This window comes from Pelomicrobium sp. G1 (genome assembly GCF_051905455.1).
Taxonomy (GTDB): Bacteria; Pseudomonadota; Gammaproteobacteria; order Burkholderiales; family UBA6910; genus Pelomicrobium.
Genome location: NZ_JBQACR010000007.1, coordinates 80250 through 93296 on the forward strand (window position 1 = coordinate 80250; position 13047 = coordinate 93296).

A 13047-nucleotide genomic window follows, 5' to 3' on the forward strand; every position below is an offset into this window, starting at 1 on the left:
GCCGCCTCCTCATTCGAACCTCACCCGCGGGTCCACCAGGGTGTAGGAGACGTCGGTGAGGATCAAGCCGGCGATGTAGAGCACCGAGCCCAGGAACACCATCGCCCGCACGACGGCGAAGTCCTGGGAATTGATAGCGTCGATGGTGTAGCTGCCGAGGCCCGGGATGCCGAAAAAGGACTCGAAGATGAGGCTTCCCAGAAAAAGCGCCGGGATCACCACCACCACGCCCGTCAGGATCGGGATCATGGCGTTCTTGAGCACGTGCTTGAACAGCACGGTCGTCTCGGAAAGCCCCTTGGCCCGGGCGGTGCGCACGTACTCCTTGCTCATCTCCTCCAGGAAGATGGTGCGGTACCAGCGGCTGCTCGCCCCGACGCCGGCGATGATGCCGATGGCGATGGGAAGGATCAGGAACTTGATGGCCGACAGCCCGCCCTCGTACCCGGAAATGGGAACCAGCTTCCACACCTTGCCCACCAGGTACTGGCCGCCGATGATGTAGAACAGGGTGGAGATGGACATCATCACCACGCACAGCACCACCCCCCAGAAGTCCAGGTAGGTGGCGCGGAAGAACGCCATCAGCAGGGCGAAGCTCACGTAGGTGACTAGCCCGATGGCGAACACCGGGAGCGCGATCGCCAGGCTGGGCCCCATACGGGTGCGGATGTCGTAGCCGATGTCGCGCCCGGCGTCGGAGCGGCCGAACTCGAAGCGGAACAGCTTTACCGACTTCTGGAAGAAGATCGTGTCGGTGAGCTTTGCCGGACCCTGGGCTTGCGCGTTGTAGAGGAGCGGCTTGTCGTAGCCCCGCTCTTCCTTCCACTTCTGGATCGCCTCGGGCGTCACCCGCTTCACCCCGAGGTGGAGGCGCGCCATGTCGTCCGGCGAGTTGACCACGAAGAACAGGGTGAAGGTGATCACGTTGACCCCGATCAGGATCGGGATCGCGTACAGGAGCCGCCGGATGATGTAGGCGATCACGCGCTCGCCCCCTTTTCCCCGGCCGCTGCCGGTTTCCCGGTACCCCGGGCCGTGCTGCGGTTGCGCCGCCGGTACACCGCCACCGCCGGCAGCACGCTCGCCGCCAGCAATCCCGCCATCAGGGCGAGGGGCCAGATCACCGGCTGGTTCCATTCCCGTCGCTTCACCTCCCGCAACAGGGGATCGATCCGCTGGTACTTGAGCCCGTTGTTGGCCATCTGGTTCGGCTTGCGGTTGTAGACCCAGCCGTGGTGCAGGGTGTAGTCCTTGGGATAGAAGAACCACATCCAGGGGGCGTCCCGGCGCACGATCGCCAGCATGCGGTCGATCAGGACCTGGCGCTCCGGCCCGTTGTCCATGTTCTTCATCCGGTCGAACAGGCGATTGAATTCCGGATTGTCGTAGTTGGAATAGTTGGGGCCGTTGCCGCCGGTCTTGACCGCGCCCTCGGCGCCGTTCAACAGGAAGAAAAAGTTCTCCGGATCCGGGTAGTCGGCGTTCCAGCCGTAGAAGAAGACCTGCACGGCGCCGTTTCGCACCTTGTCCTGGAAGCGGTTGTAGTCGGTGGCGCGGATCACGAGCTGGATGTCCAGCTTCTGGAACTGCTTGGCCAGCCAGTCCAGCCGGGGCTTGTCCCCGGGGCCCCGGGCGGTGGTGTCGAAGTGCAGGGTGAGGGGTTGCCCAGTGCGGGCGTCGCGGCCGTTCGGATAACCCGCCTCGGCGAGCAGCCGCTTCGCCTCCTCCAGGGGCTTGCGCCTCGGCCCGCCGTCCCCCCAGTCGTAGACGTAGGGGTTGATCGCCTCCGGCCCTTCCCGGTAGCCGAAGATCCCCGGCGGAATGGGTCCCTGGGCGGGAATGCCGCGGCCGTTAAGGAAGATGGAAATGAATTCCTCCACGTCGAAAGCGATGGAGATGGCCTGCCGGAGCTTGCGGGCGCGCTCGTCCAGCCCGCCCACCACCGAGTCCAGCATGTTGAAGCCCATGTAGAACACGCTGGTGGCGACCGATGTCTGGAGCTGGATGCCCCGGCGGCGCATCTCTTCGGTCAGGGTGATCTCTCCGCCGCTGGTGAATTGCACCGCCTGGTCGAAGATGTCGGAGGCGATGCCCGAGGCGTCGTAGTAGCCCTGCAGGAACTTGTTCCAGTAAGGAATGCTCTCTTTCTCCAGGCTGAAGACCACCTTGTCGATGAAGGGCAAGGGCTTGCCCGCGTCCGCCAGCAGCCCAGCCTCCCGGTCGCCCGGTTCCCCCTCCGAAGGGTAGACCTCGCCCTTGTAATGGGGGTTGCGCACCAGCACCATCTTCCGGTTGGGATCGTTCACCGTGAGCATGTACGGGCCCGTGCCCACCGGATACCAGTCCAGGGTGATGTTCTTCTCCGCCATCCCGGGCTGGGAGTAGAAGAAGTCCGCCTCCCAGGGCACCGGGGCGAAAAAGGGCATCGCCAGCCAATACACGAACTGGGGGTACTTGCCCCGGATGCGGATACGGTAGGTATAACGGTCCACCAGCTCGACGCCGGGAAGGGAATAGCGGCGCAGATCCAGGAAACCGTCCCGCTCCCGGAGCTGCCCGGCGGCCTGCTTGAGCGTCTGGGCGTACTCCCCCATGCCCACGATGTAGTTGCTCATGAGCCCCAGGATGGGGGAATGGAGCCGGGGATGAGCAAGCCGCTTGATCTGGTACACGTAGTCCTCGGCCGTCAGCTCCCGGGTGCCCGTATGCTCGAAGTCGCCCAGGGCGTCGATGCTCTTCAAGTCCGCCGGGGTGAGCCGGAAGTAAAGGGGCTCCCCCTGCCCGTTGCGGGCGAAGGCGGGATGGGGCTGGTACAGGATGCCGGAACGGATGCGGATCTCGTAGACGGTCTCCGCGACCCGGGCGGCGTCCGCGTCCTGGGGCAGCCGCCGGCCCTCGGCATCCAGGTATTGGGGCACGGGCACCGCCTCGGCGGCGAAGGGGATGAGCTCGTAGGGCCGCTTGAAGTAGTGATACTGGAGGGGGGGCTGGTAGATCTGGTTGACAAACACGTACTCGTTCTCCGAGTACGACTGGACCGGATCCAGGTGCTTGGGCCGCTCGGTAAAGGCCGAGTAGAGGATGTTCTTCCCCGATTCGGAGGCGGGGTATGGGTTGTTCCAGGGGGAATCGCCGCAGGCGGCGAGCGCGAACGCCGCCACTACCGCGAGCAGCCGGCCGGGAAATCTCATGGACGGAAGCAGTCTAGCGAAAATCCCCCTGCCCCGCTATGCGCGGGCAGGCGGGAAACCTTTAGCGGTTCCTTAAGTTATAATTTGAACCTGCCGCGTGGCTCCCGTTCCGCGGAAACGACCACGATTCCCGTAAAGGCCCTCCATGGGATTTCTAGCTGGACGACGTATCCTGATCTGCGGCCTGCTCAGCCAGCGCTCCATCGCCTACGGCATCGCCACCGCCATGAAGCGGGAGGGGGCGGAGCTCGCCTTCACTTATCAGAACGAAAAAGTGCGGGAGCGGGTGGAGCCACTCGCCCGGGAGCTGGGCAGCGACCTCCTCTTCCCCTGCGACGTGGCGAGGGACGAGGAGATCGACCGGCTATTCGAGGCCCTGGGCCGCCGCTGGGACGGACTGGACGGAATCGTCCATTCCATCGCCTACGCGCCCCGGGAGGCCCTTTCCGGCGATTACCTGGAAACCCTCACCCGGGAAGCCTTCCGCATCGCCCACGACGTTTCCAGCTATTCCTTCGCCGCCCTGGCCAAAGCAGGGCTGCCCTTGATGGAGGGCCGCCCCGCCGCCCTCCTCACCCTGTCCTACCTGGGGGCGGTGCGGGCCATGCCCAACTACAACGTGATGGGACCGGCCAAGGCGAGCCTGGAGGCCAACGTCCGCTTCATGGCCCTCTCCCTTGGCCCCAGGGGCATCCGCGTCAACGCCATCTCCTCCGGCCCCATCAAGACCCTGGCCGCCGCCGGCATTTCTGGCTTCGGCAAGCTCCTCAACGCCGCCGAGCAATGGGCGCCCCTCAGGCGCAACGTCACCATCGAAGAAGTGGGCAACGCCGCTGCCTTTCTGTGCAGCGACCTGGCGAGCGGCATCACCGGCGAGACCCTCTACGTAGACGCCGGATTCCACGTTACCGCTTTCGGCGAAGTCTAGCCGCTCGGGATCCCTAGCTTCCCGGCTGCCCCTCGCCCCGGACCAGGGCCCGGTTGACCTTGATCTCGGCCCGACTGCGCACGCTCTCCAGGAACGCCTTGTACTCCTCCTGGGCGAGCAACTGGCTGAGCTGCACCGCCCACGCCTGGCGCCGGGAGGCGTCGATCTCGGTCGCTTCGATCACCTTGCTCACCCGGTAGAGCACGAAACCGCCGTCGGGCGCTTCACCGCCCACGTAGGCGGGAAGCCGTTCCGGGGCCACGCGGAACACGTCCCGCAGGGCCGCCAGCGGCAGCCCGCGCGGTTCCTGTCGGCTCACGGTGACGGGCGGGCTCCAGGACAGCTCCACCGCCTCCCCTTTGGCGAGCCGCTCGAGCAGCGCCTGGCCCTGCCGCTTCGCCGCTTCCGCGGCGCGCTCGCGCCTGAGCCGTTCCATGATCTCGTCCTTCACATCGGCGAACGGGCGGTCCGCCGCGGGCTTGTGCTCCACCACCCGCACCGCCACCAGGGTGTTGGGGCGGACCTCGATCGCCTCGGTGTTCCTGCGCTCCTTGATCGCCTGCGCCGAGAACATGGCCTCCAGCAGCCGATCGTTCGCCGGGAAAGGGGCGCCCGTGCCGTCGCGCCCGATCCATCCGCTCACCTGCACCTCAAGCCCCAGGGCCTGCGCCGCAGGCTTCAAGCTTTCGCCCTGTTCGTAGACCAGGTTGCTGAACTGCTCCGCCACTTCGGCCAGGCGCCGGCCCGCCTTCTGGCGCTTGAGCTCCTGTTCGATGGCGCCTCGCACCTCGGCCAGAGGGCGCACCGTGCCCGCCTTGATTTCGTCCAGCTTGATCACGTGATAACCGAACTGGGTCTCCACCGGACCCCGGATCTCCCCGGGCTTCATGCCGAAGACCGCCTCGTCGAAGGATTTCACCATGGTGCCGCGCTGGAACAAGCCCAGCGCCCCGCCCTGGTCCCGGGAGCCCGGGTCGTCGGAATGTTTTTTCGCCAGCTCGGCAAAGCGTTCCGGCGCTTTCTGCGCCTGGGCCAGGAGGTCCTCCGCCTTGCGCCGCGCGGCCGCCCGCTCCTCGGCGCCCGCATCGGCGTCGAGCTTCACCAGGATGTGGCTGGCAGCCCGTTCCTCGGGGGTGCCGAACTCGGCTTTGTGCGCCTCGTAGTAGGCCCCGATCTCCTCCTCGCTCACCTGCACCCCGGCCCCCAGGGTGTCGGGGGACAGCACCACGTATTCCACCTTCACCTGCTCGGGCAGGCGAAACGCTTCCCCATGGGCCTCGTAGTAGCGCTTCGCCTCCGCCTCCTCCACCGACACCTTGGAGAGATACTGCTCGGGAGAGACGGCATACTGGCTCACTTCCCGCTTCTGCTCCGCCAGGCGGGCCAGTCGTTCCACCAAGGGCCGGGTCACGAAACCGGCGCCGGTGAAGGGCTCGGCCAGTTGCCGGAGCATGAGCTCCTGGCGCACCCGCTCCTCGAAGGCGATCGGCGTGAGCCCCCGCTGGCGCAACAGAAATTCGTAGCGTTCCCGGGAGAACCGCCCGTCCTGGTGGAAGGCTTCGATCTCCTGGATCACGCCCGCAAGCTGGGCGTCGGGAACGGCGATGCCCAGCCCGCGGGCGTGGGCGAGCAGCAGCCGCTGCTCCACGAGCTGGTCCAGCACCGCCTGCCGTACCTGGGGGCTCGCGAGCACCGATGCATCCACCTGCCCTCCCAGGGCCTCCCGCAGCCGCGCCTGCTGCTCCCGGAGCGTTTCCTCGAACTCCCGCCGGGTAATGGGATCGCCATCCACCTCCGCCACCGCCCCGGTCTCCCCCGACGTGCGGTAGGACTCCACGCCCCACAGGGCGAACGGGATGATGATGAGGGCCAGAATGATCTGGACGATGCGCTTGCGGTTGCGGACGAAATCGAACATGGGTCAACTCGGCAAACGGTGAACGCTCCACGGTGAGGCCCCACCGGGTCGGGCAGGGTCGGCGGCCTGGCGGCCCGCGACCGGGCGTTCTTCCCCCGTCGCGGAACAAAAAGGGGCAAACTTGCGTTCGCCCCTGAGCATAGGTTGGCGGAGTGGACGGGACTCGAACCCGCGACCCCCGGCGTGACAGGCCGGTATTCTAACCGACTGAACTACCACTCCTGAAAATCGAAACTCCCATCCTGGCTGGTGGGTGCTGAGAGGTTCGAACTCCCGACTTTCGCCTTGTAAGGGCGACGCTCTACCGACTGAGCTAAGCACCCGGTGCGCCTGTCGCAGGATGCCCGCTGGCGCTCTTCCAAATTTTTTAGTTTACCGCATCCTTCAAAGCCTTGCCAGCCCGGAACTTGGGCGAGCGGGTGGCGCGGATCTTGATCTCCGCGCCGGTGCGCGGATTGCGGCCCGTGCGGGCCGGCCGCTTGCTCACGTAGAACGTGCCGAAGCCGACCAGGGTCACCGTGCCGCCCTTCTTCAGGGCTCCGGTCACGGCATCGATCACCGCGTCCAGCGCCCGCCCGGCGGTCGCCTTGGACACGTCGGCGCGTGCCGCGATGGCATCGATGAGTTCCGCCTTGTTCATGTCTGCCCCTCCTTTCCGTCGCTTCGCGTGAGGGAAAACGAACGCCGGGTCGCCCCGGCTTTATAGCAAGCGCTTCCACCCCGGTCAACCGGGACGCAGGCGCCCGCGGGCGCAATGCCGGGAGAGATCGGCCAAAAAAAAACGGCGCGGCGTCATGCGCCGCGCCGTCGCCTTGTGCAACCCGATCAGTGCTTGGTGATGAGGGCGGCCGGCTTTTCTTCCACCTGCGCCGGAAGCTCCCTGACTTCTTCCTGCTCCGGCAGCGGCTCGGGCTTGCGCTCCAGGGCCATGTCCAGGACCTGCTCGATCCAGCGCACCGGATGAATCTCCAACCGGTTCTTGATGTTGTCCGGAATCTCGGCCAGGTCCTTCACGTTCTCCTGGGGAATGAGCACGATTTTGACGCCGGCGCGGTGGGCCGCCAGCAGCTTCTCCTTGAGCCCGCCGATGGGCAGCACCTCGCCCCGTAGGGTGATCTCGCCGGTCATCGCCACGTCCGCCCGCACCGGGATCGCGGTCAGCGCAGACACCATGGCGGTGCAGATGCCGATACCGGCGCTCGGGCCGTCCTTGGGCGTCGCCCCTTCCGGGAGGTGCACGTGCAGGTCGTATTTCTGGTGGAAGTCGTCGTGGATGCCGAGCCGGCGGGCCCGGTTGCGCACGACGGACAGGGCCGCCTGGATCGATTCCTGCATGACCTCGCCCAGCTTGCCGGTGGTGATGGTCTTGCCCTTGCCGGGCAGCATCACCGCCTCGATGGTGAGCAGCTCTCCGCCCACCTCGGTCCACGCCAGGCCGTTGACCTGGCCCACCTGGTTGGTCTTCTCGGCGATGCCGAAGGTGTAGCGCCGGACACCGAGGAACTTGTCCAGGTTGCGGGAGGTGACGGTCACCGCCTCGCTCTTCTTGTTGAGCAGCAGCGCCTTCACCACCTTGCGGCAGATCTTGGAGATCTCCCGCTCCAGGCTGCGCACCCCCGCTTCCCGGGTGTAGTAGCGGATGATGTCACGGATGGCGCTCTCGGAAACGCGCAACTCGTTCTCCTTCAGGCCGTGGCTCTTCATCTGCTTGGGCAACAGGTAGCGCATGGCGATGTTCACCTTCTCGTCCTCGGTGTAACCAGAGAGACGGATCACCTCCATCCGGTCGAGCAGGGCCGGCGGGATGTTGAAGGTGTTCGCCGTGCACACGAACATCACGTCGGAAAGGTCGTACTCCACCTCGACGTAGTGGTCCACGAAGGTGTGGTTCTGCTCAGGATCCAGCACTTCCAGCAGGGCGGAGGCTGGATCCCCGCGGAAATCCATCCCCATCTTGTCCACTTCGTCCAGCAGGAACAGGGGGTTTTTCACCCCCACCTTAGCCATGTTCTGCAGAATCTTGCCGGGCATGGAGCCGATGTAGGTCCGCCGGTGGCCGCGGATTTCCGCTTCGTCCCGCACGCCGCCCAGGGACATGCGCACGAACTTGCGGCCGGTCGCGCGAGCGATGGATTGGCCCAGGGAGGTCTTGCCCACGCCGGGCGGCCCCACCAGGCACAGGATGGGGGCCTTGAGCTTGTCCACCCGCTGCTGCACCGCCAGGTACTCGACGATGCGCTCCTTCACCTTCTCCAGGCCGTAGTGGTCCTTGTCCAGGATTTCCTGAGCGAGCCGCAGGTCGTTGGACACCTTGCTCTTCTTCTTCCAGGGAAGCGACACCAGGGTGTCGATGTAGTTGCGCACCACCGTCGCTTCCGCCGACATGGGCGACATGAGCTTGAGCTTCTTGAGCTCGGCCTCCGCCTTCTGGCGCGCCTCCTTGGGCATGTGGGCGGCCTTGATGCGCTTGGCTATCTCGTCCAGGTCGCCTTCGTCCTCTCCCAGCTCCTTCTGGATCGCCTTGACCTGCTCGTTCAGGTAGTACTCGCGCTGGCTCTTCTCCATCTGCCGCTTCACGCGGCCGCGGATGCGCTTTTCCACCTGCAGGATGTCCAGCTCGGTTTCCAGCAGCGCGAGCAGGTGCTCCAGGCGCTTGTTGAGATCGAAGATCTCCAGCACCTTCTGCTTCTGCTCCAGCTTCAGGGGCAAATGGGCCACGATGGTGTCGGCTAGGCGCCCAGGCTCGTCGATCCCGGCGAGGGAGGTGAGGATCTCGGGCGGGATCTTCTTGTTGAGCTTCACGTACTGGTCGAACTGGCTCATGATGGTGCGCCGCATGGCCTCGGTCTCGGTGTCCGGCCGGGATTCCGGCGCTACCACCTCGGCCCTGGCGCTAAAGTGGGTCTTGTAATCCAGGACCTCCAGCAGCCGCGCCCGGGCCGCCCCCTCCACCAGCACCTTCACCGTGCCGTCTGGAAGCTTGAGCATCTGCAGGATATTGGCCACCGAGCCGATGTGGTACAGATCGTCCGGACCGGGCTCGTCTTTGGCCGCCGATTTCTGCGCCACCAGCAGGATGCTCTTGCCGGCCTCCATCGCCGTATCGAGGGCCTTGATCGACTTCGGGCGCCCGACGAAGAGCGGAATCACCATATGGGGGAAGACCACCACGTCCCGCAACGGGAGGAGCGGCAGGAGGATTTCTTCGCCAGCGCGTTCTGGAGCGTTCAGCATGTCGGTCACCTAGAAGCTAACCAATCCCCTGATTGTGGGGACGCTTGGGAGCAAACTCAAGCACATCGGGCCGCTCGGACGGCCGCCCGGCGCTTTCCGACCCCCTTCTCTATTACAGACCTCGCCAGGGGTCGAGAGTTGCGGGCCCGGGCTATACCGATTTGGCCACCTTGGGCTGGTCCGAGTAGATCAGGATCGGCTGAGCGTCGCCGGTGGCGGCGTTCTCGTCGATCACCACCTTGGCGACGTTTTCCATGGAAGGCAGGTCGTACATGGTGTCGAGGAGGGCCTGCTCCAGGATGGAGCGCAGCCCCCGGGCCCCCGTCTTGCGCGCCAGCGCCTTACGGGCGATCGAGCGCAGGGCGGGCTCCCGCACCTCCAGCTCCACGCCCTCCATGGCGAACATCTTCTGGTACTGCTTCACCAGCGCGTTCTTGGGCTTGGTGAGGATCTCGATGAGCGCCGTCTCGTCCAGCTCCTCCAGGGTCGCCACCACCGGCAGGCGCCCGACGAACTCGGGAATTAGGCCGTACTTGATCAGGTCCTCCGGCTCCACCGTGCGCAGGATCTCGGTGATGTCCTTGCGGTTGTCCCGGCTGCGCACCTCGGCGCCGAAACCGATGCCGCTCTTCTCCGAGCGGTTGCGAATGATCTTATCCAGCCCGTCGAAGGCGCCGCCGCAGATGAACAGGATGTTGGTGGTGTCCACCTGGACGAACTCCTGGTTCGGATGCTTGCGCCCGCCCTGGGGCGGCACCGAGGCGATGGTGCCCTCGATGAGCTTCAACAGCGCCTGCTGCACCCCCTCGCCGGACACGTCGCGGGTGATGGACGGGTTCTCGCTCTTGCGCGAGATCTTGTCGATCTCGTCGATGTAGACGATGCCGCGCTGGGCCTTCTCCACGTCGTAGTCGCACTTCTGCAGCAGCTTCTGGATGATGTTTTCCACGTCCTCGCCCACGTAGCCCGCTTCCGTGAGGGTGGTGGCGTCGGCCATGACGAAGGGCACGTTGAGCAGTCGCGCCAGCGTCTGGGCGAGCAGGGTCTTGCCGGAGCCGGTGGGCCCGATCAGCAGGATGTTGGACTTGGCGAGCTCGATGTCGTCGGAGGGCTTGCCGATGTTCTTGAGGCGCTTGTAATGGTTGTAGACGGCGACCGACAAAATTTTCTTCGCCACGTCCTGGCCGATCACGTACTGGTCCAGAATGTCGCGGATCTCATGGGGCGTGGGCAGATCGGCGCGCGCGCCCTTGGCCTTCTGCTCGCCCTGGGTCTCCTCGCGGATGATGTCGTTGCACAGCTCGATGCATTCGTCGCAGATGAACACGGACGGTCCGGCGATGAGCTTGCGCACCTCGTGCTGGCTCTTTCCGCAGAAGGAGCAATAGAGGAGTTTTTCGCCGCCGATCTTATCCGACATACATCCTTTCCCTTGCCGTCCCGGGGAGTCGGCCCGTCAGGCCGCCTTTTCCTTCAGGATCGCCTCCCGGCTCTCCAGGACCCTGTCCACCAAACCATACTTTACCGCGTCTTCGGCACCCAGGAAATTGTCCCGGTCGGTGTCCCGGGCGACCTTGTCTACGGGTTGGCCGGTATGTCTGGCCAGGATCTCGTTCAGCCGCTGCTTGAGGTACAGGATCTCCCGCGCATGGATCTCCACGTCGGAGGCCTGTCCCTGGAACCCGCCCATCGGCTGATGGATCATGATCCGGGAATTGGGTAGGCAGTAGCGTTTGCCCTTGGCGCCCGCCGCCAGCAGCAGGGCCCCCATGCTGGCCGCCATGCCCACGCATAGGGTGGAGACGTCGGGCTTGATGAACTGCATGGTGTCGTAGATCGCTAGCCCCGCAGACACCGAGCCGCCCGGGGAGTTGATGTAGAAATGAATGTCCTTGTCCGGGTTCTCCGACTCGAGGAACAACAGTTGCGCCACCACCAGGTTGGCGGTCGCGTCGTTCACAGGGCCCACCAGAAACACCACCCGTTCCTTGAGTAGCCGGGAATAGATGTCATAGGCGCGCTCCCCCCGCCCGCTGGTCTCGATGACCATCGGGATGAGCCCGAGGGCTTGCGGTTCCATTACGCGTACGTCCGACATACAGTCACTTCCCCGTCAGTTCGTCGAAGCCGACCGGTTTGTCCACCACCTTCGCCTGGCCCAGCACCCAGCGGACCACATTTTCTTCGAGCGCCAAAGCCTCGGCATCGTTCAATCGCTCCGGTTTGGAATAGTACCACTTCACCACCTCCTCCGGACGCTCGTAGCTCTGGGCGAAATCCTCCACGATGGCCCGCACCTGTTCCGGCCGGGCGTGGAGGCTGTGGGCCTTGACCAGCTCAGCAAGAATCAAGCCCAGTTTCACCCGGCGCTCAGCCTGCTCGGCGAACATTTCCGGAGGCAGGGGCGCGCCCTGCACCCGCACGCCCCGGCCCTCCAGGTCCCGGCGGGCGGCGTCGGCCAGCCGGCGCTGCTCGGCCTCCACCAGGGCTTCGGGAAGCTCCAGGCTGGCGACGGCGAGAAGCGCCTCCATCACCCGCTCCTTGAGTCGCGTCTGGAGGCGCCGCTTTACTTCCCGCTCCACGTTGGCCCGGATTTCCGAGCGCATCTTTTCCAGATCCCCGTCCGCGATACCCAAGGCCTTGGCGAAGTCGGCATCCACCGGGGGCAGCCGGGGTTCCTCCACGGCGTGCACGGTCACTTCGAAAGTGACTGTTTTTCCGGCGACTTCCTTCCCGTGATAGTCCTCCGGAAAACCCACCTCGAAGCGCTTGGTCTCCCCCGCCTTCACGGAGAGGAGATTGTCCTCGAACGCCGGCAGGAGCCGCCCCTCGCCCAGGATCACCGTGACGCCCTGGCCTTGACCGCCCTCGAAGGGCTGCCCGTCCAGGGTTCCCTGGAAGTCGAGGGTGAGCCGGTCGCCCCGGGCCGCTCCCCGTTCCACCGGGGTAAAAGTCGTCCGCTGCTTGCGCAGGACTTGAAGGGTCTGGTCCACGTCGGCCTCGGTGACTTCGTGGACCGGCCGCTCGAGGGTGACGCCGCTCAGGTCCCCGAGCTGCACTTCCGGATAGACTTCGAATATAGCGCTGTACTGGAAATCGGCGCCGCTTCCAGGGGAGGGCTTGGGTTCGAAGTGGGGGAAGCCCGCCACCCTGAGGTTACGGCTGCGCACCGCCTCGGCAAAGCTCTTCTGCACGGCGTCCCCCAGCACTTCCTGGCGGACCTGGGGCCCATAGGTCTGGGCGATCACCTTGAGCGGGACCTTTCCCGGGCGAAAGCCGTGCATCCTGGCTGTGCGGGCGATGCGCTTGAGCCGGCTTTCCACCTCGGCTTCGATCTGCGACTGGGGAAGCGTCACGTCCAGACGGCGCTTCAGCGCCCCCAGGTTCTCCAGATGAATCTGCATGCTTACATCCACCTCTTATCGGGGTTCACAGTGAGGCGGTGGGACAAAAGCCTGCCCGCCGCGTCCCATCCAAACCGGGTCGGAAGAGCAAAAAAAGTCTGGCCACCAGAACAGCCGGGAGATCGCGTATGATCATTCCTCCTGGTGCGAAAGGAGAGACTCGAACTCTCACGCCTTGCGGCGCCAGATCCTAAATCTGGTGCGTCTACCGGTTCCGCCACTTTCGCAACCAAGCAATTGTAATATAATTACGAGTTTACTGTCAGTCAGCCCGGCCTCCGGGTGCAGTCGCCCGGAGCGCTGAGCAATCGACCCGGGCGAGCCGCGCCCGCCCTATTCCCAGAACTTGCCCTCCATCCAACGAAGAAA

The 13047-nt window shown here is 65.2% G+C and carries 9 protein-coding genes and 3 tRNA genes; 1 reads left to right on the forward strand and 11 read right to left on the reverse strand.

Features of this window, described 5'->3' with window-relative positions; genetic code table 11:
* Positions 1–9 precede the first annotated feature (9 nt).
* Together ACTFO6_RS08560 and ACTFO6_RS08565 are read right to left on the reverse strand one after the other, a co-directional pair.
* Complete coding sequence (locus ACTFO6_RS08560) at positions 10–987, reverse strand: ABC transporter permease (protein WP_439934035.1); 978 nt, start codon at positions 985–987, stop codon at positions 10–12.
* Positions 984–3194 (reverse strand): ABC transporter substrate-binding protein, encoded by a 2211-nt coding sequence (locus ACTFO6_RS08565; protein WP_439934036.1) that lies wholly within the window; start codon positions 3192–3194, stop codon positions 984–986. Before ACTFO6_RS08565 ends, ACTFO6_RS08560 begins: the two co-directional genes overlap by 4 nt.
* A 145-nt stretch (positions 3195–3339) precedes the next feature.
* Here ACTFO6_RS08565 and ACTFO6_RS08570 point away from each other — a divergent pair, with 145 nt between their 5' ends.
* A complete protein-coding gene (locus ACTFO6_RS08570; protein ID WP_439934037.1) occupies positions 3340–4122 on the forward strand; it encodes an enoyl-ACP reductase FabI in 783 nt (260 codons plus the stop codon).
* A gap of 13 nt (positions 4123–4135) precedes the next feature.
* Here ACTFO6_RS08570 and ACTFO6_RS08575 read toward each other — a convergent pair whose 3' ends face one another.
* From ACTFO6_RS08575 to ACTFO6_RS08615, 9 genes are all read right to left on the reverse strand, one after another.
* A complete protein-coding gene (locus ACTFO6_RS08575) occupies positions 4136–6040 on the reverse strand; it encodes a SurA N-terminal domain-containing protein (RefSeq protein ID WP_439934038.1) in 1905 nt (634 codons plus the stop codon).
* A gap of 145 nt (positions 6041–6185) precedes the next feature.
* Positions 6186–6262: transfer RNA gene (locus ACTFO6_RS08580), tRNA-Asp, on the reverse strand.
* 25 nt (positions 6263–6287) lie between these two features.
* Positions 6288–6363 (reverse strand) — tRNA-Val (locus ACTFO6_RS08585).
* A gap of 44 nt (positions 6364–6407) precedes the next feature.
* The gene (locus tag ACTFO6_RS08590) at positions 6408–6680 is read right to left on the reverse strand and encodes an HU family DNA-binding protein (RefSeq protein ID WP_439934039.1); all 273 of its coding nucleotides are present in this window, start codon (positions 6678–6680) and stop codon (positions 6408–6410) included.
* A 185-nt stretch (positions 6681–6865) separates the two neighbouring features.
* Entirely contained in the window at positions 6866–9274 is a 2409-nt protein-coding gene (lon, locus tag ACTFO6_RS08595; protein WP_439934040.1) for an endopeptidase La, read from the reverse strand.
* 151 nt (positions 9275–9425) lie between these two features.
* Positions 9426–10694 (reverse strand): ATP-dependent Clp protease ATP-binding subunit ClpX, encoded by a 1269-nt coding sequence (gene clpX, locus ACTFO6_RS08600; RefSeq protein WP_439934041.1) that lies wholly within the window; start codon positions 10692–10694, stop codon positions 9426–9428.
* A 36-nt stretch (positions 10695–10730) separates the two neighbouring features.
* Positions 10731–11372 (reverse strand): ATP-dependent Clp endopeptidase proteolytic subunit ClpP, encoded by a 642-nt coding sequence (gene clpP / locus ACTFO6_RS08605; protein ID WP_439934042.1) that lies wholly within the window; start codon positions 11370–11372, stop codon positions 10731–10733.
* Positions 11373–11376: 4 nt separating this feature from the next.
* Entirely contained in the window at positions 11377–12678 is a 1302-nt protein-coding gene (tig, locus tag ACTFO6_RS08610) for a trigger factor (protein ID WP_439934043.1), read from the reverse strand.
* Positions 12679–12820: 142 nt separating this feature from the next.
* A tRNA-Leu gene (locus tag ACTFO6_RS08615) sits at positions 12821–12905 on the reverse strand.
* Positions 12906–13047 lie beyond the last annotated feature (142 nt).